General features: G+C 64.0%; 18 protein-coding genes. 8 read left to right on the top strand and 10 right to left on the bottom strand.

Features of this window, described 5'->3' with window-relative positions:
• Positions 1–181: 181 nt before the first annotated feature.
• From lnt to irrA, 6 genes are all read right to left on the bottom strand, one after another.
• A complete protein-coding gene (lnt, locus tag H1S03_RS10710) occupies positions 182–1,744 on the bottom strand; it encodes an apolipoprotein N-acyltransferase (protein ID WP_185804436.1) in 1,563 nt (520 codons plus the stop codon).
• Positions 1,741–2,658 (bottom strand): hemolysin family protein, encoded by a 918-nt coding sequence (locus H1S03_RS10705; protein WP_166193428.1) that lies wholly within the window; start codon positions 2,656–2,658, stop codon positions 1,741–1,743. Before H1S03_RS10705 ends, lnt begins: the two co-directional genes overlap by 4 nt.
• Positions 2,659–2,712: 54 nt before the next feature.
• Positions 2,713–3,207: an rRNA maturation RNase YbeY gene (gene ybeY / locus H1S03_RS10700; RefSeq protein ID WP_185804435.1), complete on the bottom strand. Its 495-nt coding sequence runs from the start codon at positions 3,205–3,207 to the stop codon at positions 2,713–2,715.
• A 7-nt stretch (positions 3,208–3,214) separates the two neighbouring features.
• Complete coding sequence (locus tag H1S03_RS10695) at positions 3,215–3,406, bottom strand: hypothetical protein (RefSeq protein ID WP_185804434.1); 192 nt, start codon at positions 3,404–3,406, stop codon at positions 3,215–3,217.
• 10 nt (positions 3,407–3,416) lie between these two features.
• Complete coding sequence (locus tag H1S03_RS10690) at positions 3,417–4,439, bottom strand: PhoH family protein (RefSeq protein WP_221892675.1); 1,023 nt, start codon at positions 4,437–4,439, stop codon at positions 3,417–3,419.
• Between the two features lie 95 nt (positions 4,440–4,534).
• A complete protein-coding gene (irrA, locus tag H1S03_RS10685; RefSeq protein WP_185804433.1) occupies positions 4,535–4,966 on the bottom strand; it encodes an iron response transcriptional regulator IrrA in 432 nt (143 codons plus the stop codon).
• Between the two features lie 355 nt (positions 4,967–5,321).
• On the opposite strand from irrA, the gene fabA reads away from it, so the two are divergent.
• From fabA to H1S03_RS10650, 7 genes are all read left to right on the top strand, one after another.
• Positions 5,322–5,831, top strand: a complete 510-nt coding sequence (fabA, locus tag H1S03_RS10680) for a bifunctional 3-hydroxydecanoyl-ACP dehydratase/trans-2-decenoyl-ACP isomerase (RefSeq protein ID WP_166193412.1) — start codon at positions 5,322–5,324, stop codon at positions 5,829–5,831.
• A 36-nt stretch (positions 5,832–5,867) separates the two neighbouring features.
• Positions 5,868–7,094, top strand: coding sequence for a beta-ketoacyl-ACP synthase I (gene fabB / locus H1S03_RS10675; RefSeq protein WP_185804432.1), 1,227 nt, complete (start codon positions 5,868–5,870; stop codon positions 7,092–7,094).
• Between the two features lie 98 nt (positions 7,095–7,192).
• Positions 7,193–7,981 (top strand): enoyl-ACP reductase FabI, encoded by a 789-nt coding sequence (locus H1S03_RS10670; RefSeq protein WP_185804431.1) that lies wholly within the window; start codon positions 7,193–7,195, stop codon positions 7,979–7,981.
• Positions 7,982–8,140: 159 nt separating this feature from the next.
• The gene (locus tag H1S03_RS10665; protein WP_185804430.1) at positions 8,141–8,836 is read left to right on the top strand and encodes a haloacid dehalogenase type II; all 696 of its coding nucleotides are present in this window, start codon (positions 8,141–8,143) and stop codon (positions 8,834–8,836) included.
• A complete protein-coding gene (locus H1S03_RS10660) occupies positions 8,833–9,660 on the top strand; it encodes an alpha/beta fold hydrolase (protein ID WP_185804429.1) in 828 nt (275 codons plus the stop codon). Before H1S03_RS10665 ends, H1S03_RS10660 begins: the two co-directional genes overlap by 4 nt.
• On the top strand, positions 9,657–10,628 hold the full coding sequence (locus H1S03_RS10655; protein WP_185804428.1) for a threonine ammonia-lyase: 972 nt from the start codon (positions 9,657–9,659) through the stop codon (positions 10,626–10,628). Before H1S03_RS10660 ends, H1S03_RS10655 begins: the two co-directional genes overlap by 4 nt.
• Position 10,629: 1 nt before the next feature.
• Positions 10,630–11,628 (top strand): NAD(P)/FAD-dependent oxidoreductase, encoded by a 999-nt coding sequence (locus tag H1S03_RS10650; RefSeq protein ID WP_185804427.1) that lies wholly within the window; start codon positions 10,630–10,632, stop codon positions 11,626–11,628.
• Here H1S03_RS10650 and H1S03_RS10645 read toward each other — a convergent pair.
• Together H1S03_RS10645 and H1S03_RS10640 are read right to left on the bottom strand one after the other, a co-directional pair.
• Entirely contained in the window at positions 11,625–12,005 is a 381-nt protein-coding gene (locus H1S03_RS10645; protein WP_249777888.1) for a hypothetical protein, read from the bottom strand. The two genes, H1S03_RS10650 and H1S03_RS10645, sit on opposite strands and share 4 nt — an antisense overlap.
• 89 nt (positions 12,006–12,094) lie before the next feature.
• Positions 12,095–13,081, bottom strand: coding sequence for a 2-hydroxyacid dehydrogenase (locus H1S03_RS10640; protein ID WP_185804426.1), 987 nt, complete (start codon positions 13,079–13,081; stop codon positions 12,095–12,097).
• Between the two features lie 81 nt (positions 13,082–13,162).
• Between H1S03_RS10640 and H1S03_RS10635 the strand changes: the two genes are divergently transcribed.
• A complete protein-coding gene (locus H1S03_RS10635) occupies positions 13,163–13,654 on the top strand; it encodes an SH3 domain-containing protein (protein WP_185804425.1) in 492 nt (163 codons plus the stop codon).
• A gap of 65 nt (positions 13,655–13,719) precedes the next feature.
• Here the strand turns inward: H1S03_RS10635 and miaB are convergent, their stop codons facing one another.
• Positions 13,720–15,057: a tRNA (N6-isopentenyl adenosine(37)-C2)-methylthiotransferase MiaB gene (gene miaB / locus H1S03_RS10630; RefSeq protein ID WP_185804424.1), complete on the bottom strand. Its 1,338-nt coding sequence runs from the start codon at positions 15,055–15,057 to the stop codon at positions 13,720–13,722.
• A gap of 88 nt (positions 15,058–15,145) precedes the next feature.
• On the bottom strand, positions 15,146–15,559 hold the full coding sequence (locus H1S03_RS10625; RefSeq protein ID WP_185804423.1) for a Ros/MucR family transcriptional regulator: 414 nt from the start codon (positions 15,557–15,559) through the stop codon (positions 15,146–15,148).
• Between the last annotated feature and the right edge of the window lie 69 nt (positions 15,560–15,628).

The following is a 15,628-nucleotide window of genomic DNA, read 5'->3' as shown; positions in this document are numbered from 1 at the left end:
TGCCGCAGGGGCACGGGATGGAAAGACCGGACGAACCGGTCGTGTCGCGTGGGAGACTAGGGGCCATGCACCTTTATTTCAAATGATTTGGGGGGCAGTAGCCCCCCTGGACGCGATATTTTCAACTTTGTGATCACACGCATTTTCCATGTGATCACAAGTTGGGGCCCTCTAAGGCGAATCACGCCCGCCCGCGCCGCATGGACGCGGCGAAGCCCGATAGCGCGGCCAGCAGCAGAACCACCCCCGGCAGGTCGCCACTGCGCGCGTAGAGAGGCGCGGCAATCGGGGCGGGCAGCACACCGTCCAGGAACCCCGCTTCGCCGATTGCCAAGGTCTGCATCAGGCGTCCGTACGGGTCCACGAAAGCGGAAATACCGGTATTGGCGGCCCGGGCGAGCGGCAGTCCCTGTTCGATGGCGCGATAGCGCGCCTGTGCAAGGTGCTGCCACGGGCCGGAGCTTTTCCCGAACCAGGCATCGTTCGTGATCTGCACAATCCATTCCGGTCGTGGACCATCGGTGCGCAGTTCGTGGGGGAAGATCGCCTCGTAACAGATCAGAGGCTGGACACGGGGCATCCCGTCGATCTGAATCGTCGCGGGGCCCGGCCCCGGCACGAAACCGCCGGACGTGCCCGACGCGACGGAGCGCAGGCCCAGTCGGGACATCGTGCGGTCGAAGGGCAGAAACTCCCCCCCCGGCACGAGCGAGTGCTTGGCATAGCTGGCGAGGATAGCCCCATCCTGCCCGACCACGGCGAGGGCGTTGTACCAGTTGATCCAGTCAGGCTCCGGTTCGGTGCTGCGCGTGCCGATCAGGGCAGGGCGACCGCCGGCAGCACGTGAAATATCCATCCAGGAATAGATGCGATCCGCGATCTGCACCGCCGGAGTCTCGATCCGCTGCGGAACCGAGGTTTCAGGCCAGACGACAGCGTCGTAATCGCCGCCTGCGGTGAATCCCAGCGCGCGGTCGTAAAAGACCGGAATGCGATCCGCCAGCCATTTCTCACGCTGGGGCGCGTTGGGTTGCACCAGACGCACGGTATAGCCGTCGGGACGGGGGATAACCTCCTGCTCCAGACGTATGGCCCCGATCTGCCAGCTTGCCAGCAGGGCGGTGCCTGCGGCGATAGTGGGCCAGCCCGAACGCCCGTTGCACGCCAACAGGCCGCCGATCAGCAGGGTCACGAGGTTCAGCATGTGCGGGCCGACATATGCGGTCAGCTGCGCCACCGGCGTATCCATCCAGCCATAGGCGATCATGCCCCACGGAAAGCCGGTCAGCACGTAGGTGCGCGCCATCTCGAACGCAGTCACGCTCAGCGCCAGCACGATGACCGAGATCACGCCGGGGCGTGGCGCGATCCAGCGGGCCAGCGCGAAGGCCGCGCCCCAGAACAGCGACAGTCCCGCCGCCAACCCGCCGATCACGAAGGGGATCATCCAGCCGTGCCGCGCGATATCGACCAGAAACGCCTCCGCGATCCAGTACAGACCGAAGATCAGCATTCCGAAACCCGCCGTCCAGCCGGTGAAGGCGGCTTGCTTGAAACCCGGTCTTGCCCACCACATCCAGACGATGACGGGAATGCCGAACAACAGAGCGGGCCAGAACCCCCATGGTTGTTGCGACAGGGTCAGCGACGCGCCAGCGATCAGCGTGACGAGAAAACGGCCCCAACGGCGCAACCCGGCAAGGGCCCGGTAGGCCTGCGGGATGCTGGCGATGTCGGAGTTCATTCGGCGGCTGCCCTCTGATCGGGGTCGGCAATGCGCACCCGCAGACGCTTGATCCGGCGGGGATCGGCATCCACCACTTCGAATTCGTGGCCGTCGGGGTGAAAGATCACCTCGGAGCGTTCGGGGATGCGCCCCAGCAACATGAAGACCAGACCGCCCAAGGTATCGACCTCCTCGTCCAGCTTGTCCGACAGCAGATCGACGCCCGCGACCTGTTCGAAATCGCTCAGTTCGGCGCGCGCGTTGGCGATGTAGATGCCGGGGCTTTCCTCACGCCACATGCTGGCTTCCTCGGTGTCGTGCTCATCCTCGATGTCGCCGACGATTTCCTCCAGCAGGTCCTCGATGGTGACGAGGCCATCGACCCCGCCATATTCGTCGATCACCAGCGCGATGTGGATCCGGGTGTTCTGCATCCGTTGCAGCAGCGCGCCCAGGGGCATCGAGGGCGGAACGAACAGGATGCGCCGGATCAGCGGCGCGATATCCGCCTGATCGGTATCTGCGCCGAAACCGTAGCGCAAGGTCAGATCCTTGAGGTGCAGGAACCCCTGCGGGTCGTCCAGCGTATCGTCATAGACGGGAAGGCGGGTGTAGCCGCTGTCGCGGTAGATCTGCATGATCTCATCCAGCGTCGCCGTCTTGGATATGGCCACGATATCGGCGCGGGGGACTGCGACGTCCTGCACGCGCATGTCGCGCATCTTGCCCAGATTGACCAGCATCTCACGCGCGCCGGCTTCGGATACGCGCTCCATCGCGCTCTGCGAAGAGTCTTCGGCCTCGTCGGCATGGCCGCCGCCCAGAAAGCGGCTTATGATGCCTGCCCATGACAGCGATTGCTGTCGTTCGGTCGCCTCGTCCTGTTGCGCGCCACGCGCCGCGCCAGAAGGGCCTTCGGAACTGTCGTTCATCGTCTCCGCAATTCGGTTATCAATTCGGTTGGACAGGCCGGGTGCCTGCTGCGTCTAATATGGGTCCGCTATGCCTATAGAGGCAAGGGCATGTGTTTCGATACTTTCCATGAGGTTGGCATCCGCATCCGTTTCATGGTCGTATCCCAGCAGATGGAGCGTCGCATGCAGAATTAAATGGGTCAGGTGATCCTCGACCGATTTGCCCTGCTCGCGCGCCTCTCTCACGCAGGTCTCGTAGGCCAGCGCGATATCGCCCAATGCGTTGTCGAAGCCATCCGGGGCGGGGGGCGATGCGGGGATGTCACCGGGGGAGAGCGGGGCAAGGTCGAAGGCAGGCCAGCTCAGCACATTGGTCGGTGCAGGCTTGCCGCGAAACTCCGCATTCAGGGCGGCGATTTGCGCGTCGTCGCAGGCCATCAGGACGATCTCGTATCCCTCCTGCGCCTTCACCGCGTTGAGCGCCACGCGGGTGGCGGTATCCGCGATCCGGGTGAGGGGGAGCTGTTCCCAGCGGTCATCCTCGATAACGATGTCGAGTGTGGTCATCGGTCCGTCAACGCCGGTTCGGGGTGTCGGCGTCGCTTCTGGTCCGGGCTTCAGTCCGGCGCAGACTGCGCCAGATCAGCGCGGCGATGCCCAGCAGCACGGCACAGCCGATCACCAGAAACAGCGCCCTGATCGCCATGCCGATCGCGAACAGCACCAGGGCCGCTGCGATCAGTATCCAGACGAAAGTCTTGTTCATGAGGGCACCCTCACGTTGCGGGATCGGAATCGTAAGCCTCGATGATCCGCTGCACCAGCTTGTGACGCACGACATCGGCGGCGGTGAATCGGGTGAAGCCGATGCCCTTCACGCCGCGCAGCACCCGCTCTGCCTCGACCAGACCGGATGTGGTGCCGCGCGGCAGGTCGATCTGGCTCATATCGCCGTTGATCGCCATGCGGGAGTTTTCGCCCAGCCGGGTCAGGAACATCTTCATCTGCATGGTGGTGGCATTCTGCGCCTCGTCCAGAATGACGAAGGCGTTGGACAGCGTGCGACCGCGCATGAAGGCGAGGGGTGCGATCTCGATCCGCTTGTCCTCGATCAGCTTCTGAACCTGCTTGCCGGGCATGAAATCGTTCAGCGCGTCATAGAGCGGCTGCATGTAGGGATCGACCTTCTCCTTCATGTCGCCGGGCAGAAAGCCGAGGCGTTCGCCCGCCTCGACCGCAGGGCGCGACAGGATGATCCGGTCCACGTCACCATCCAGGAAATACTGCATCGCGGCGGCCACGGCGAGGTAGGTCTTGCCCGTACCGGCGGGGCCAAGCCCGAACACCAGTTCATGCTGCATCAGTTGCTGGACATAGGCCTTTTGCGTCTGGGTGCGGGGTTCGACGACCTTCTTGCGGGTGCGCAGTTCGACCCTGTCACCCTGACCGGGGAACATCTCCACCTGATCGCCGGGCTGGATTTCGGTGCCAACGCCGGAGCGGCCCAGACGAATGGCGGCATCGACATCGCCCGATTCGACCTGCTTGCCCTGTTCCAGACGTTCATAGAGCGTGGACAGGGTTTCGGCGGTGCGGATGACATCAGATTCATCCCCCGATACGGAAAACTCGTTGCCGCGATGGCTGATGGCGACGCCCAGCAACTGTTCGATCTTGGCCAGATTGACACCATGCGGGCCGATCAGCTCGATCAGCAGGAGGTTGTCGGGAAAGCTGACGATCTGCTCCAGCGGGGCACGATCTGCGGTGGGCGGTGTGGTCACGATCTCAGACGCCAAGGGAACCCTTCCCGATGGAAATTGCGATACATCGAAGGTGGCGCGGCACGACACGCTGACAAGGGCGGATGTGTCGCGGACCTGTCACGCCGAAATCAGTTCTTGCGCAAGCGGATCACGACATCGACCTTGGCGATCTCCGTCCCCTCGGGCGGAGCGGGCAGGCGGTCGAAGGCCACGGAATCGGTGGGCGCATCGGTGATCGCGCCGTCTTCCTCCCAGTAATAATGGGGGTGATCGTCGATTCGCGTGTCGAAATAGGATCGGGTGCCGTCCAGCGTGATCTCGGTCATCAGGCCAGCCTCGCAAAACGCGCGCAGCGTGTTGTAGACCGTCGCAAGCGACACCGAAACATCCGCGCGCGAGGCCGCGTGGTGCAACCCCTCCGCCGTGACGTGGCGGTCCTGACCGTCACCGACCAGCAATTCCGCAAGACTCAACCTTTGCCGCGTCGGACGCAAATCTGCCTGTGCCAGCCATTGGCGTGCACGGCGGGAGGATAGCGGCTGAGCGGTCGTCTGGGTCATGCGCGTGTCTTCGCTGTTGGTTTCATGTACATACTATATGTGTTTCATGGCGTTTTACCAGTATGCGCACGTAAACCGGAATTTGTATCTCACCTATGGCCCGTATCGCGGTGCCATACCTTTGCCGCCGGATCGACGGCAGGTGGTTCGAGTTGCGCGCGGACTTCTCAGCCTCCGCAGTTTTCCCGGATAAATCAGTCCCACGTGGCCGACCGGCTGTCCTATAGCGGGAACTGGCTATATGACGCCGAACGCTGCCTCGCGGGGCGTATTCGCTGATTGCAGGGTGAACCCGCACGATGGTAGGGATGTGTGAGGAAACATTACCAGACTGTAGTAAAAAGAGAGCCGCAATATGACGGAACGTCCGACCAGCTTCGATTACGATGGGCTGATGCAATGCGCGCGGGGCGAAATGTTCGGCCCCGGCAACCCGCAATTGCCCGCTCCGCCGATGTTGATGATGGACCGCGTGACCGAGATCAGCGCCGATGGTGGTGAGCATGGCAAGGGTCACGTGGTGGCCGAATTCGACATCAACCCCGATCTTTGGTTCTTTGCCTGCCACTTCATCGGCGATCCGGTGATGCCGGGCTGCCTGGGGCTGGACGCGCTGTGGCAACTGACCGGGTTCAACCTGGGCTGGCGCGGCATGCAGGGTCGGGGCCGTGCGCTGGGCGTGGGTGAGGTCAAGTTCACCGGCATGGTGACGCCCAGGACCGAGCTGGTCACCTATCACGTCGATTTTACCCGCGTCATCGACCGCAAGTTGAAGCTGGGCATGGCCAACGGTGTCATGAAGGCGGACGGCGAGACGATCTATACGACCTCGGACATGAAGGTCGGTCTGTTCTCGGACGACTGAGCCGCAGCAGGTCCAAAGCATTCAAGGGAGAGCGCTATGCGCCGTGTCGTCATTACCGGTCTGGGGATCGTATCCTCGATCGGCAATTCCACCGAAGAAGTCGTGGCCAGTCTGAAGGCCGGCCGATCGGGCATCGCAGCCGACGCCGAAATGGCCGAACGCGGGTTTCGCAGTCAGATCAGCGGCGCGCCCCGGATCGATGTGGCTGAGCATATCGAGAAGCGCGCCTTGCGCTTCATGGGACCGGGGGCGGCCTACGCCCATATCGCCATGCAGCAGGCCATCGCGGATGCAGGGCTGGAGGAGAGCGACATCTCCAACCCGCGCACGGGGGTGATTGCGGGGTCCGGCGGGCCGTCCACCTCGAACCTGTTCGCGGCGCATCAGATCGTGCTGGAGAAAGGCTCCCCCAAGCGGATCGGGCCGTTGATGGTACCGCGGGGCATGTCCTCGACTGTCAGCGCGAACCTGTCCACGGCGTTCAAGATCAAGGGGGTCAACTATTCGATCACCTCGGCCTGTACCACTTCGCTGCACTGCATCGGATCGGCGACGGAGCAGATCCAGTTCGGCAAGCAGGACGTGATGTTCGCCGGCGGTGGCGAGGAGCTGGATTGGACGCTATCCTGCCTGTTCGACGCGATGGGCGCGATGTCCTCGAAATACAACGATACGCCGGAGAAGGCTTCGCGCGCGTTCGACGCGAACCGCGACGGTTTCGTAATCGCGGGCGGTGGCGGCATGTTGGTGTTGGAGGAGTTGGAGCACGCAAAGGCGCGCGGCGCTAAAATCTACGCCGAGGTTACCGGCTATGGCGCGACATCGGACGGGGCGGACATGGTCGCGCCCAGCGGTGAGGGCGGTGAGCGGGCGATGCGTCTGGCACTGGACACGATCGGTGATCGGTCGGTCAGCTACATCAACGCTCACGGCACATCGACCCCTGTCGGTGATGTCGGGGAAATCGAGGCCGTGCGCCGGGTCTTTGGCGAAGGCTCGACCCCGCCGGTCAGCTCCACCAAGTCGATGACGGGCCACAGCCAGGGCGCCACCGGCGCGCAGGAGGCGATCTTTTGCCTGCTGATGCTGCGCGACGATTTCATCGCGCCCTCGATCAACGTCGAAACGCTGGACCCCGCGCTGAAGCCCGAGGAAATCGCCACGTCGCTGGTCGAGGATGCCGGGCTGGACACGGTGATGACAAACTCGTTCGGGTTCGGCGGCACCAATGGCTCGATGTTGCTCAGCAAGTGGCGCGGGTAATGCGCGCACCGAACCTGTACGTCTATCAAAACCGGGCCGGGCCTGTCTGAAGGCCCGATGCCGAATGATCTGAAAAACAAGCGAACAAGAGGCGTCCCATGACCGAACTGATGCAAGGAAAACGCGGCCTCGTCATGGGGGTCGCGAACGACAAGAGCATCGCTTGGGGGATCGCGAAGACCCTCGCCGCGCATGGGGCGCAGATGGCCTTCACCTATCAGGGCGACGCGTTCGGCAAACGGGTCCAGCCCCTGGCCGAGAGCCTCGGCTCCTCGATGGTCGTGGATTGCGACGTGACGGACGAGGCGTCGATGGACGCGGCCTTCGCGCGCATCGCGGATGAATGGGGCGAACTGGATTTCGTGGTGCACGCCATCGCCTATTCCAACAAGGACGAGTTGACCGGGCGCTTCATCAAGACCAGCCGGGCGAACTTCCTCAACTCGCTGGATATCTCATGCTATTCGCTGATCGACGTGTCGCGGCGGGCGGCCCCCCTGATGAAGCCGGGCGGTTCGATCCTGACGATGAGCTATCTGGGCGCGCAGCGGGTCACGCCGAACTACAACGTGATGGGCGTGGCCAAGGCGGCACTGGAATCCACCGTGCGCTATCTGGCCAATGATCTGGGCGCGGACGGGATTCGCGTGAATGCGCTGTCGCCCGGACCGATGCGCACATTGGCCGGTGCCGCGATCGGCGGCGCGCGCAAGGTCTACAAGCAAGCGGAGGCCAACAGCCCCCTGCGCGCCAACGCGACGCTGGATCATGTGGGCGGCGCGGCGCTCTACATGCTCAGCGATCTGGGCGGCTCCACGACCGGGGAGTGTCTGTTCGTCGATGGCGGTTTCAACATCACCGGAATGCCGCAGGTCGAAAACCTCTAGGCTTCGCTGACCGGACATCCGCGCAGCGCGGCTATTATGCGGGGTCCTGCGTTTTTGGGAGGCTCGCGCAGGATCGGGGCAGTTTCGAGTGTGGCGGTCACAAAGCAGCCCTTGCGCCGGTGAAAGGCATTCCGCACTCTTGCGCCGAAGGAGATGCCCATGCCCATCACAACCTGCATTTTCGACGCCTACGGAACGCTGTTCGATGTCACCTCCGCCGCGCGCGCCGCAGCGGAGGAACCCTGGCCGGAACAGTTCGCGGCCCACTGGCAGAAGATCGCCGCCGATTGGCGGACCAAGCAGCTGGAATACACTTGGCTGCGGGCCGCAGCCGGCCAGCACAGTGATTTCTGGCAGGTCACGGAGGACGGTCTGGATTGGGCGCTGGAGGCCATGTCCCTCTCGGTTCCCGGCCTGCGCGAACGTTTGTTGCAGTTATACTGGGAACTGGACGCCTTTCCCGAGGTGCCCGAAATGCTGTCCACCCTGAAATCGGTCGGTCTGTCCACCGCGATCCTGTCGAACGGATCGCCCGCAATGCTGGATGGCGCCGTATCCTCCGCCGGGATTTCCCATATGCTCGACGACGTGTTGAGCGTCGAACAGGTCGGGGTCTTCAAGCCGCATCCCAGTGTTTACGATCTGGTCGGGGAACGGTTCGGCTGCACGCGCGGCGATGTGCTGTTCGTCTCCTCGAACGGATGGGACGTGTGCGCCGCCGCCGGCTACGGATTTCGCACGGCATGGGTCAACCGGGCGGGGGCACCTGTCGATCGTTTGTGGGGGCAACCGGATGTCATGCTCGACGATCTGACGCAGATACCTCAGGTGGCGAACGAGCAGGTGGGGCAATGAAGCATTTTTCCGCCAGCGATGGTTTGCAGATTGCCTATGATGACAGGGGGGAGGGCACGCCGGTGCTGTGCCTGCCCGGCCTGACCCGCGACATGCGCGATTTCGAGCCGTTGCTGGCGGCGCGTGGGCAGACCGCGCGGATCATTCGCATGGATCTGCGCGGCCGGGGCGAATCCGACTGGGACCCCAACCCGTTGCAGGGCTATACCGTCCCGGTCGAGGCGCGTGACGTGCTGGAACTGCTGGATCATCTTGGCATTTCGCGCGCCGTCATCGTCGGTACGTCGCGCGGCGGCATCATCGCCATGTACCTCGCCGCTATTGCGAAACAGCGGCTGGCGGGCGTGCTGCTCAACGATATCGGACCGACGATCGAGCAGGCGGGGCTGGACGCGATCATGACCTATCTGGGCAAACGCCCCGCCGCCAAGACCTACGAGCAGGCGGCGCAGGGACTGGCTCGATTCTACGCGCGCGCGTTTCCGGGCGTCGATGCGGCGCAATGGCAGGTCTGGGCACGCCGGTGGTACGATCAGGATGCCGATGCCCTGCAACTGCGCTACGATCCGGCCCTGCGAGACGCGTCCGAGGCTGGCGGCCCGGCCCCCGATCTGTGGCCGCTATTTGCGGAGCTTGGTCAGGTTCCGCTGGCCGCTCTGCGGGGCGAGAACTCGGATTTGCTAAGCGAACGGACCTTCACCGCGATGAAGGCCATGCACGCCAGCATGATCACCGCGACCGTTCCCGACCGTGGCCATGTGCCCTTTCTGGATGAGGAGGAAAGCCTCACCACGTTCGACAGGTTGATGGAGGAGATAGGATGAGCAATCTCGCACGCATCCGGCAGGCTGCCGGTGTCCTCGACGGGGTTGCCCGGCGCACCCCGCTCCTCAGCTCACCATTTCTGGACGAAATCGCCGGACGCCGTGTGTTGGTAAAGGCCGAATGCCTGCAACATACCGGATCGTTCAAGTTGCGCGGCGCGTGGTTCGCGATCTCGCAACTGCCCGAGGCCGACCGGGCGCGGGGCGTGATCGCCTTCTCCTCGGGCAACCATGCGCAGGGGGTGGCCTACGCGGCGCGGGCGGCGGGAATTCCGGCGGTCATCATCATGCCGCAGGACGCCCCGGCGCTGAAGATTGCAAACACCCGCGCCCTGGGGGCCGAGGTGGTTCTGTACGATCGCGCGACCGAGGATCGTGACGCAATCGGGGCAGAGCTGTCCACAACCCGTGGCTTGAGCCTGATCAAACCCTTCGACAATGCGGATGTCATTGCAGGGCAGGGTACAGTCGGCCTGGAAATTGCGCAGGACGCGGCGGCGCTGGGCATCGAGCAGGCGGACGTGCTGGTGTGCTGCGGCGGGGGCGGTCTGACCAGCGGCGTTGCGTTGGGGTTGAGCGAGACGCGCCTGCGTGCCCGCCCGGTGGAGCCTGAGGGCTTCGACGATGTGGCGCGGTCTTTGCGCGAGGGGCAAATCGTCCACAATGCGGCGCTGACCGGCTCGATCTGCGACGCGATCATCACGCCCGCACCGGGACAGATCACCTTTCCGATCCTGGCGCAGCGGTGCGGACCCGGCCTGACGGTGACCGATGATCAGGCGCTGCGGGCCGTGGCGCTGGCGTTTCAACGGCTCAAGATCGTGGTGGAGCCGGGGGGCGCGGTCAGCCTGGCCGCCGCCCTGTTCCACCCGGATCTGGTCGAGGGCGACACGGTGATCTGCGTGGCAACCGGCGGCAATGTCGATGCGGCGATGTTCACACGCGCCCTGACAACGCTGGAGGGGTAGGATGCGGCAGGCAGACGTGATCGTGATCGGCGCGGGCATCGCCGGACTGTCGGCAGCCGCCGCCATCGCACCGGATCGCAAGGTCGTGGTGCTGGAGCGGGAGGCCCACCCCGGAATGCACGCCACCGGCCGATCCGCCGCGCTGTTCTTCGAAAATTACGGCAATGCGGCAGTGCGCAGCCTGAACCGGGCCAGCCGTGCGGCGCTGACCCCCTACCTGACACAGCGCGGCGTGCTGATCGTCGCTGCCGAGGGGGAGAATATCGAGACGCATCTGGCTGGCTCCAGCGGGATGCACGAAATCTCGGCGGCGGCGGCGTGTGAGCTGTTCCCCATCCTGCGCCCGGACCACGTGCGGCGGGCGGCGTTCGAGGCGGATGCCAGCGATATCGACGTGGACAGATTGATGGGCGACCTGCGCACCACCCTGCGCGCCCACGGGGGTGAGATCGTGACGCGGGCCGAGGTGACCGCCCTGTCGCCCGGTTGGCAGGTGCAGACGACCGCAGGCGCGTTCGGCGCAGAGGGTGTGGTGAACGCCGCAGGCGCATGGGCCGATCAGGTGGCCGTGCTGGCCGGTGTCGCGCCGTTGGGGTTGCGGGCCTGTCGCCGCAGCGCCGCAATTCTGCCCGCACCGGACGGGCATGACGTGTCAGGCTGGCCAATGTTGCTGTCCGCCAGTGAAGGGTTTTATGCCAAGCCCGAGGCGGGACGCCTGATGGTTTCCCCCGCAGATGAGGACGAGGTCGGCCCGATGGATGCCTGGCCCGACGACATGGTGCTGGCCGAGGGGCTGGACCGTTACGCGCAGGCCGTCACCACGCCGATCACGCGGGTGGAGCGGTCATGGGCGGGGTTGCGCACCTTCGCGCCCGACCGCACGCCGGTATGCAGATGGGGCGCGGAGGGCTTCCTGTGGCTGGCCGGGCAGGGCGGCTACGGCGTGCAGACCTCCCCCGCGATGGCGGCGAAGGCTGCCGAACTGGTTGCGCAGGGTTAGAGCGCCGCTGGGGACCGCTGCTCGAAATTGTTGCATGTCTGGCGGTTGGCGGCCTGCTCGATCGCTTCGTACTCGCCCTTCAATCGGGCGATTTCAGGCTCCATGTCGTCACCTTGAATGAAAAAGGCGGCTGGCCAGAACAGCACGATGGCAACGCCTGTTGCGACCGCATCGTCGCTGGCGCGAGAGTCCTGAGCCGCCGTCATCTGGTTCAGGCGACTGGCGATCCGGTTGTTTTCCTGTGCCAGTTGGCTGCACGAATACGATTGGTATTGCATCGGAGAGACATAGCTCGCCGCGATTTCTTCGGATTTGCTGGCGCAGCCTGAAAGAATGGCCACCAGCGAAGCGGAGGCGAGGAAAATATTGGGACGCAAGGGGAATCTCCAGTTGGTAGGACAATCCCCTTGTCGCTTAAACTGTCTTAACATTCCGTGTATATCCGCACATTAGCCCCGCGCATACGTTACAACATGCTGGGCACGACCAGATCCGGCGGTCGGTGGCCGTCAGCGAAGGTCTTGATATTGATCAGAACCTTCTCCCCCATCTCCAACCGGCCCTCGATCGTAGCGGATCCCATATGGGGCAGCAGCAGCACGTTTGGCAGATCGCGCAGGCGCGGATTGACGCTGGCGCCATGCTCGAACACGTCCAGCGCCGCGCCCGCCAGTTCCCCGTTGCGCAGGGCGCGGGTCAGGGCGTTCTCGTCGATCACCTCACCCCGGCTGGTGTTCACGACGAAGGCTGTCGGCTTCATCAGCTTCAGCCGCCGCGCGTTCAGCAGGTGGAATGTGGCGGGCGTGTGGGGAGCGTTGACGCTGAGGATATCGACCCGCGCCAGCATCTGATCCAGGCTGTCCCACCAGCGCGCGCCGATCTCCTCCTCGGTTTCGGGGCGCAGACGGCGGCGGTTGTGATAGTGGACGGACATGCCGAAGGCCTGCGCCCGCTTGGCCACCGCCTGACCGATGCGCCCCATTCCCAGAATGCCCAGTCGTTTGCCTCCCAGACGGTTGCCCATCAGGGCCATCGGGCTCCACCCCTCCCAATCGCCGGATTGCATCAGGGCGACGCCTTCCTTCAGGCGGCGCGACACGCCCAGAATCAGCGCCATGGTCATGTCGGCGGTATCGTCCGTCAGCACGCCTGGCGTGTTGCTGACCGCGATGCCACGCGTGCGGGCGGTTTCCACGTCGATATGATCCACACCGGCACCGTAATTGGCGATCAGCTTCAACTTCTCCCCCGCTCCGGACAGCAGGCCCGCGTCGATCCTGTCGCCCAATGTAGGCACCAGAACGTCAGCCGAGGCCATGCGCTGCGCCAGTTCCTCGCGCGGCAGGGGGGCGTCGCTGTCACACAGGGTCACATCGAACAGTTCCGCCAGCCGGGTTTCCACCGGTTCTGGCAGACGGCGCGTGACGGCGACCTTGAGCTTTTGCGCTGGCATGGTTGTTCCCTTTCGGCGTGATTTCCGTTTTCGTGCAGCTTATGGTCCGCTGGCCCCGAACTGAACCGGAAATCCACCAAGATGCGCCTGACCCGACGTGCTTTTTGCCTGACCTCCGCATGTTTCGCGTTGCCAGTGGCCGCGCAGACGCGCGGACCGGTGACGGGACTGCCGCTGCCGCGCTTTGTCAGCCTCAAGACCAGCCAGGCGAATGTCCGCCGCGGTCCGGGCGTGGCCTACCGCATTGATTGGCGGTTTGTGCGACGGGGAATGCCGCTACAGGTCATTGCGGAGTACGAAAACTGGCGAAACGTGCGTGATCGCGATGGTTTGGGTGGCTGGATTCACTTCGCGTTGCTGTCAGGCGTGCGCACTGTGATCGTGGAGGGGCAGAACGCGGACATGCGCCGCGAACCCCATCCCGAGGCCCCCCTGTCCGCGATTGCGGAGGCAGGGGTTATCGCGCGCCTGCACGAATGCACCGATGGCTGGTGCAGGATCGAAAGCTCCGGCCACGAGGGCTGGGTAGGCGAATCGGCGATCTGGGGCATGGATCGCGACCTGACGAACTGATTCTGCACCGCCCGAGTATCCCCCCCGAATATCCTTAGCGAATGCGGTCTTGCGTATCTGAGCGTTCAGATCGCGCGGGCCGACAGGGAATTGGTGTTGGAGCCGATGATCTCGACCTCCACCAACTTTCCTCGCACCTGTTCTGGCGCATCGAGATGAGCGGCGTGCAGCCACGGGGTCTTGCCGATCATCTGACCGGGTTCGCGGCCGACCTTCTCAACCAGCACCGACATGCGCTTGCCGACCTGCGCGTTCTGGAAGCTGCGCTGGTGATCGGTGATCACCGCCTGCAATCGGGCGAGGCGGTCCGAGGCGACGTCATCCCCCACGAAATCGCGGCCTGCGGCGGGGGTGCCGGGACGGGGCGAATACTTGAAAGAGAAGGCCGAGCCGTAGCGCACCTGTTCGCAAAGCGCGATCGTGTCTGCGAAATCCTCCTCCGTCTCACCCGGAAAGCCGACGATGAAATCGCCGGACATCGCGATGTCGGGGCGCGCGTCACGAATGCGTTCGATCAGGCGCAGGTATTCCTCTGCGGTGTGGCGGCGGTTCATGCCGGCCAGAATCCTGTCGCTGCCCGATTGAACGGGCAGGTGCAGGTAGGGCATCAGCTTGTCGATCTCACCATGCGCGGCGATCAGGTCGTCGGTCATGTCGTTGGGATGCGAGGTGGTGTAGCGGATGCGCTGCAACCCGTCGATCTTCGCCAGTTCGCGCACCAGCCGCGCAAGGGTCCAGTCGCCGCCGCCCAGATCGGCGGGGCCTGCGCCGTGATAGCCGTTGACGTTCTGGCCCAGCAGGGTCAGTTCGGCCACGCCACGCTCAACCAGATCGCGCGCCTCGGCCAGCAGGCGGGCGGCGGGGCGGCTGACCTCGGCACCGCGGGTATAGGGCACGACGCAAAAGGCGCAGAACTTGTCGCAGCCCTCCTGCACGGTCAGGAACGCGGTCGGCGCGCGGCTGGCCTTGGGTCCGCGCGGGGCGGGCAGGTGGTCGAACTTGTCCTCCTCGGGGAAGTCGGTGTCGAGCGCGATTTGCCCGGCGCGGACCTTCGCCTCCATCGCGGGCAGGCGGTGATAGGCTTGCGGACCGACGACCAGATCGACCATGGGCTGACGGCGGATGATCTCCTCCCCCTCGGCCTGCGCGACGCATCCGGCGACGCCGATTTTCAGATCGGGCTTCGCATCCTTGAGCGGTCGCAGTCGGCCCAGTTCGGAATAGACCTTCTCGGCCGCCTTCTCACGAATGTGGCAGGTGTTGAGCAGGATCATGTCCGCCTCGGACGCGTCCTGCGTCTGCTCATAGCCGGACGCCCCCAGCGCACCGACCATCCGCTCACTGTCATAGACGTTCATCTGACAGCCATAGGTCTTGACGAAAAGCTTCTTGGGCGCGGACATTACACGGACCTCAAAATGAAAAACGGCGCAACCTCGTCCCGGAGGTCACGCCGTCGTTTAGCCAGTTGCGGACGTCCCCGCAACCGCATCACTTTTTTGGTTTGCGGCCCAGCCCGATCTTCTTGGCCAGTTCCTGGCGTTTCTGCGCGTAGGCCGGTGCGACCATCGGATAGTCGGACGGCAGACCCCATTTCGCGCGGTAATCATCCGGCGTCATGTCGAATGCAGTGGCAAGGTGACGCTTGAGCATCTTGAGCTTGCGTCCATCCTCCAGGCAGATGATGTAGTCGTTTGTGACCGATTTCTTGATCGGTACTGCCGGGACCAGCTCGACTTCTTCCTCGACCGTTCCCTCTGCCAGATTGTGCAATTTGCCGAAGACGGATTCAATGAAGCCGGGTAGTTCGCTCATCGCGACAGGATTGTTCGCGACATGCGAAGAAACGATTTCGGACGTAAGCGCCAGAATCTCGGTCTTGTCTATCTGTGAAAATTCGGACATTTGAAAAGTCCTTTCGATTTGATGTTACCCCCCCGGCATAGACCCTTGGTCATGCCGAGCCCGCAGAGC

The sequence above is a fragment of the Pontivivens nitratireducens genome (assembly GCF_014235845.1).
GTDB lineage: Bacteria > Pseudomonadota > Alphaproteobacteria > Rhodobacterales > Rhodobacteraceae > Pontivivens > Pontivivens nitratireducens.
This window is presented reverse-complemented; position numbering and strand designations above follow the sequence as displayed.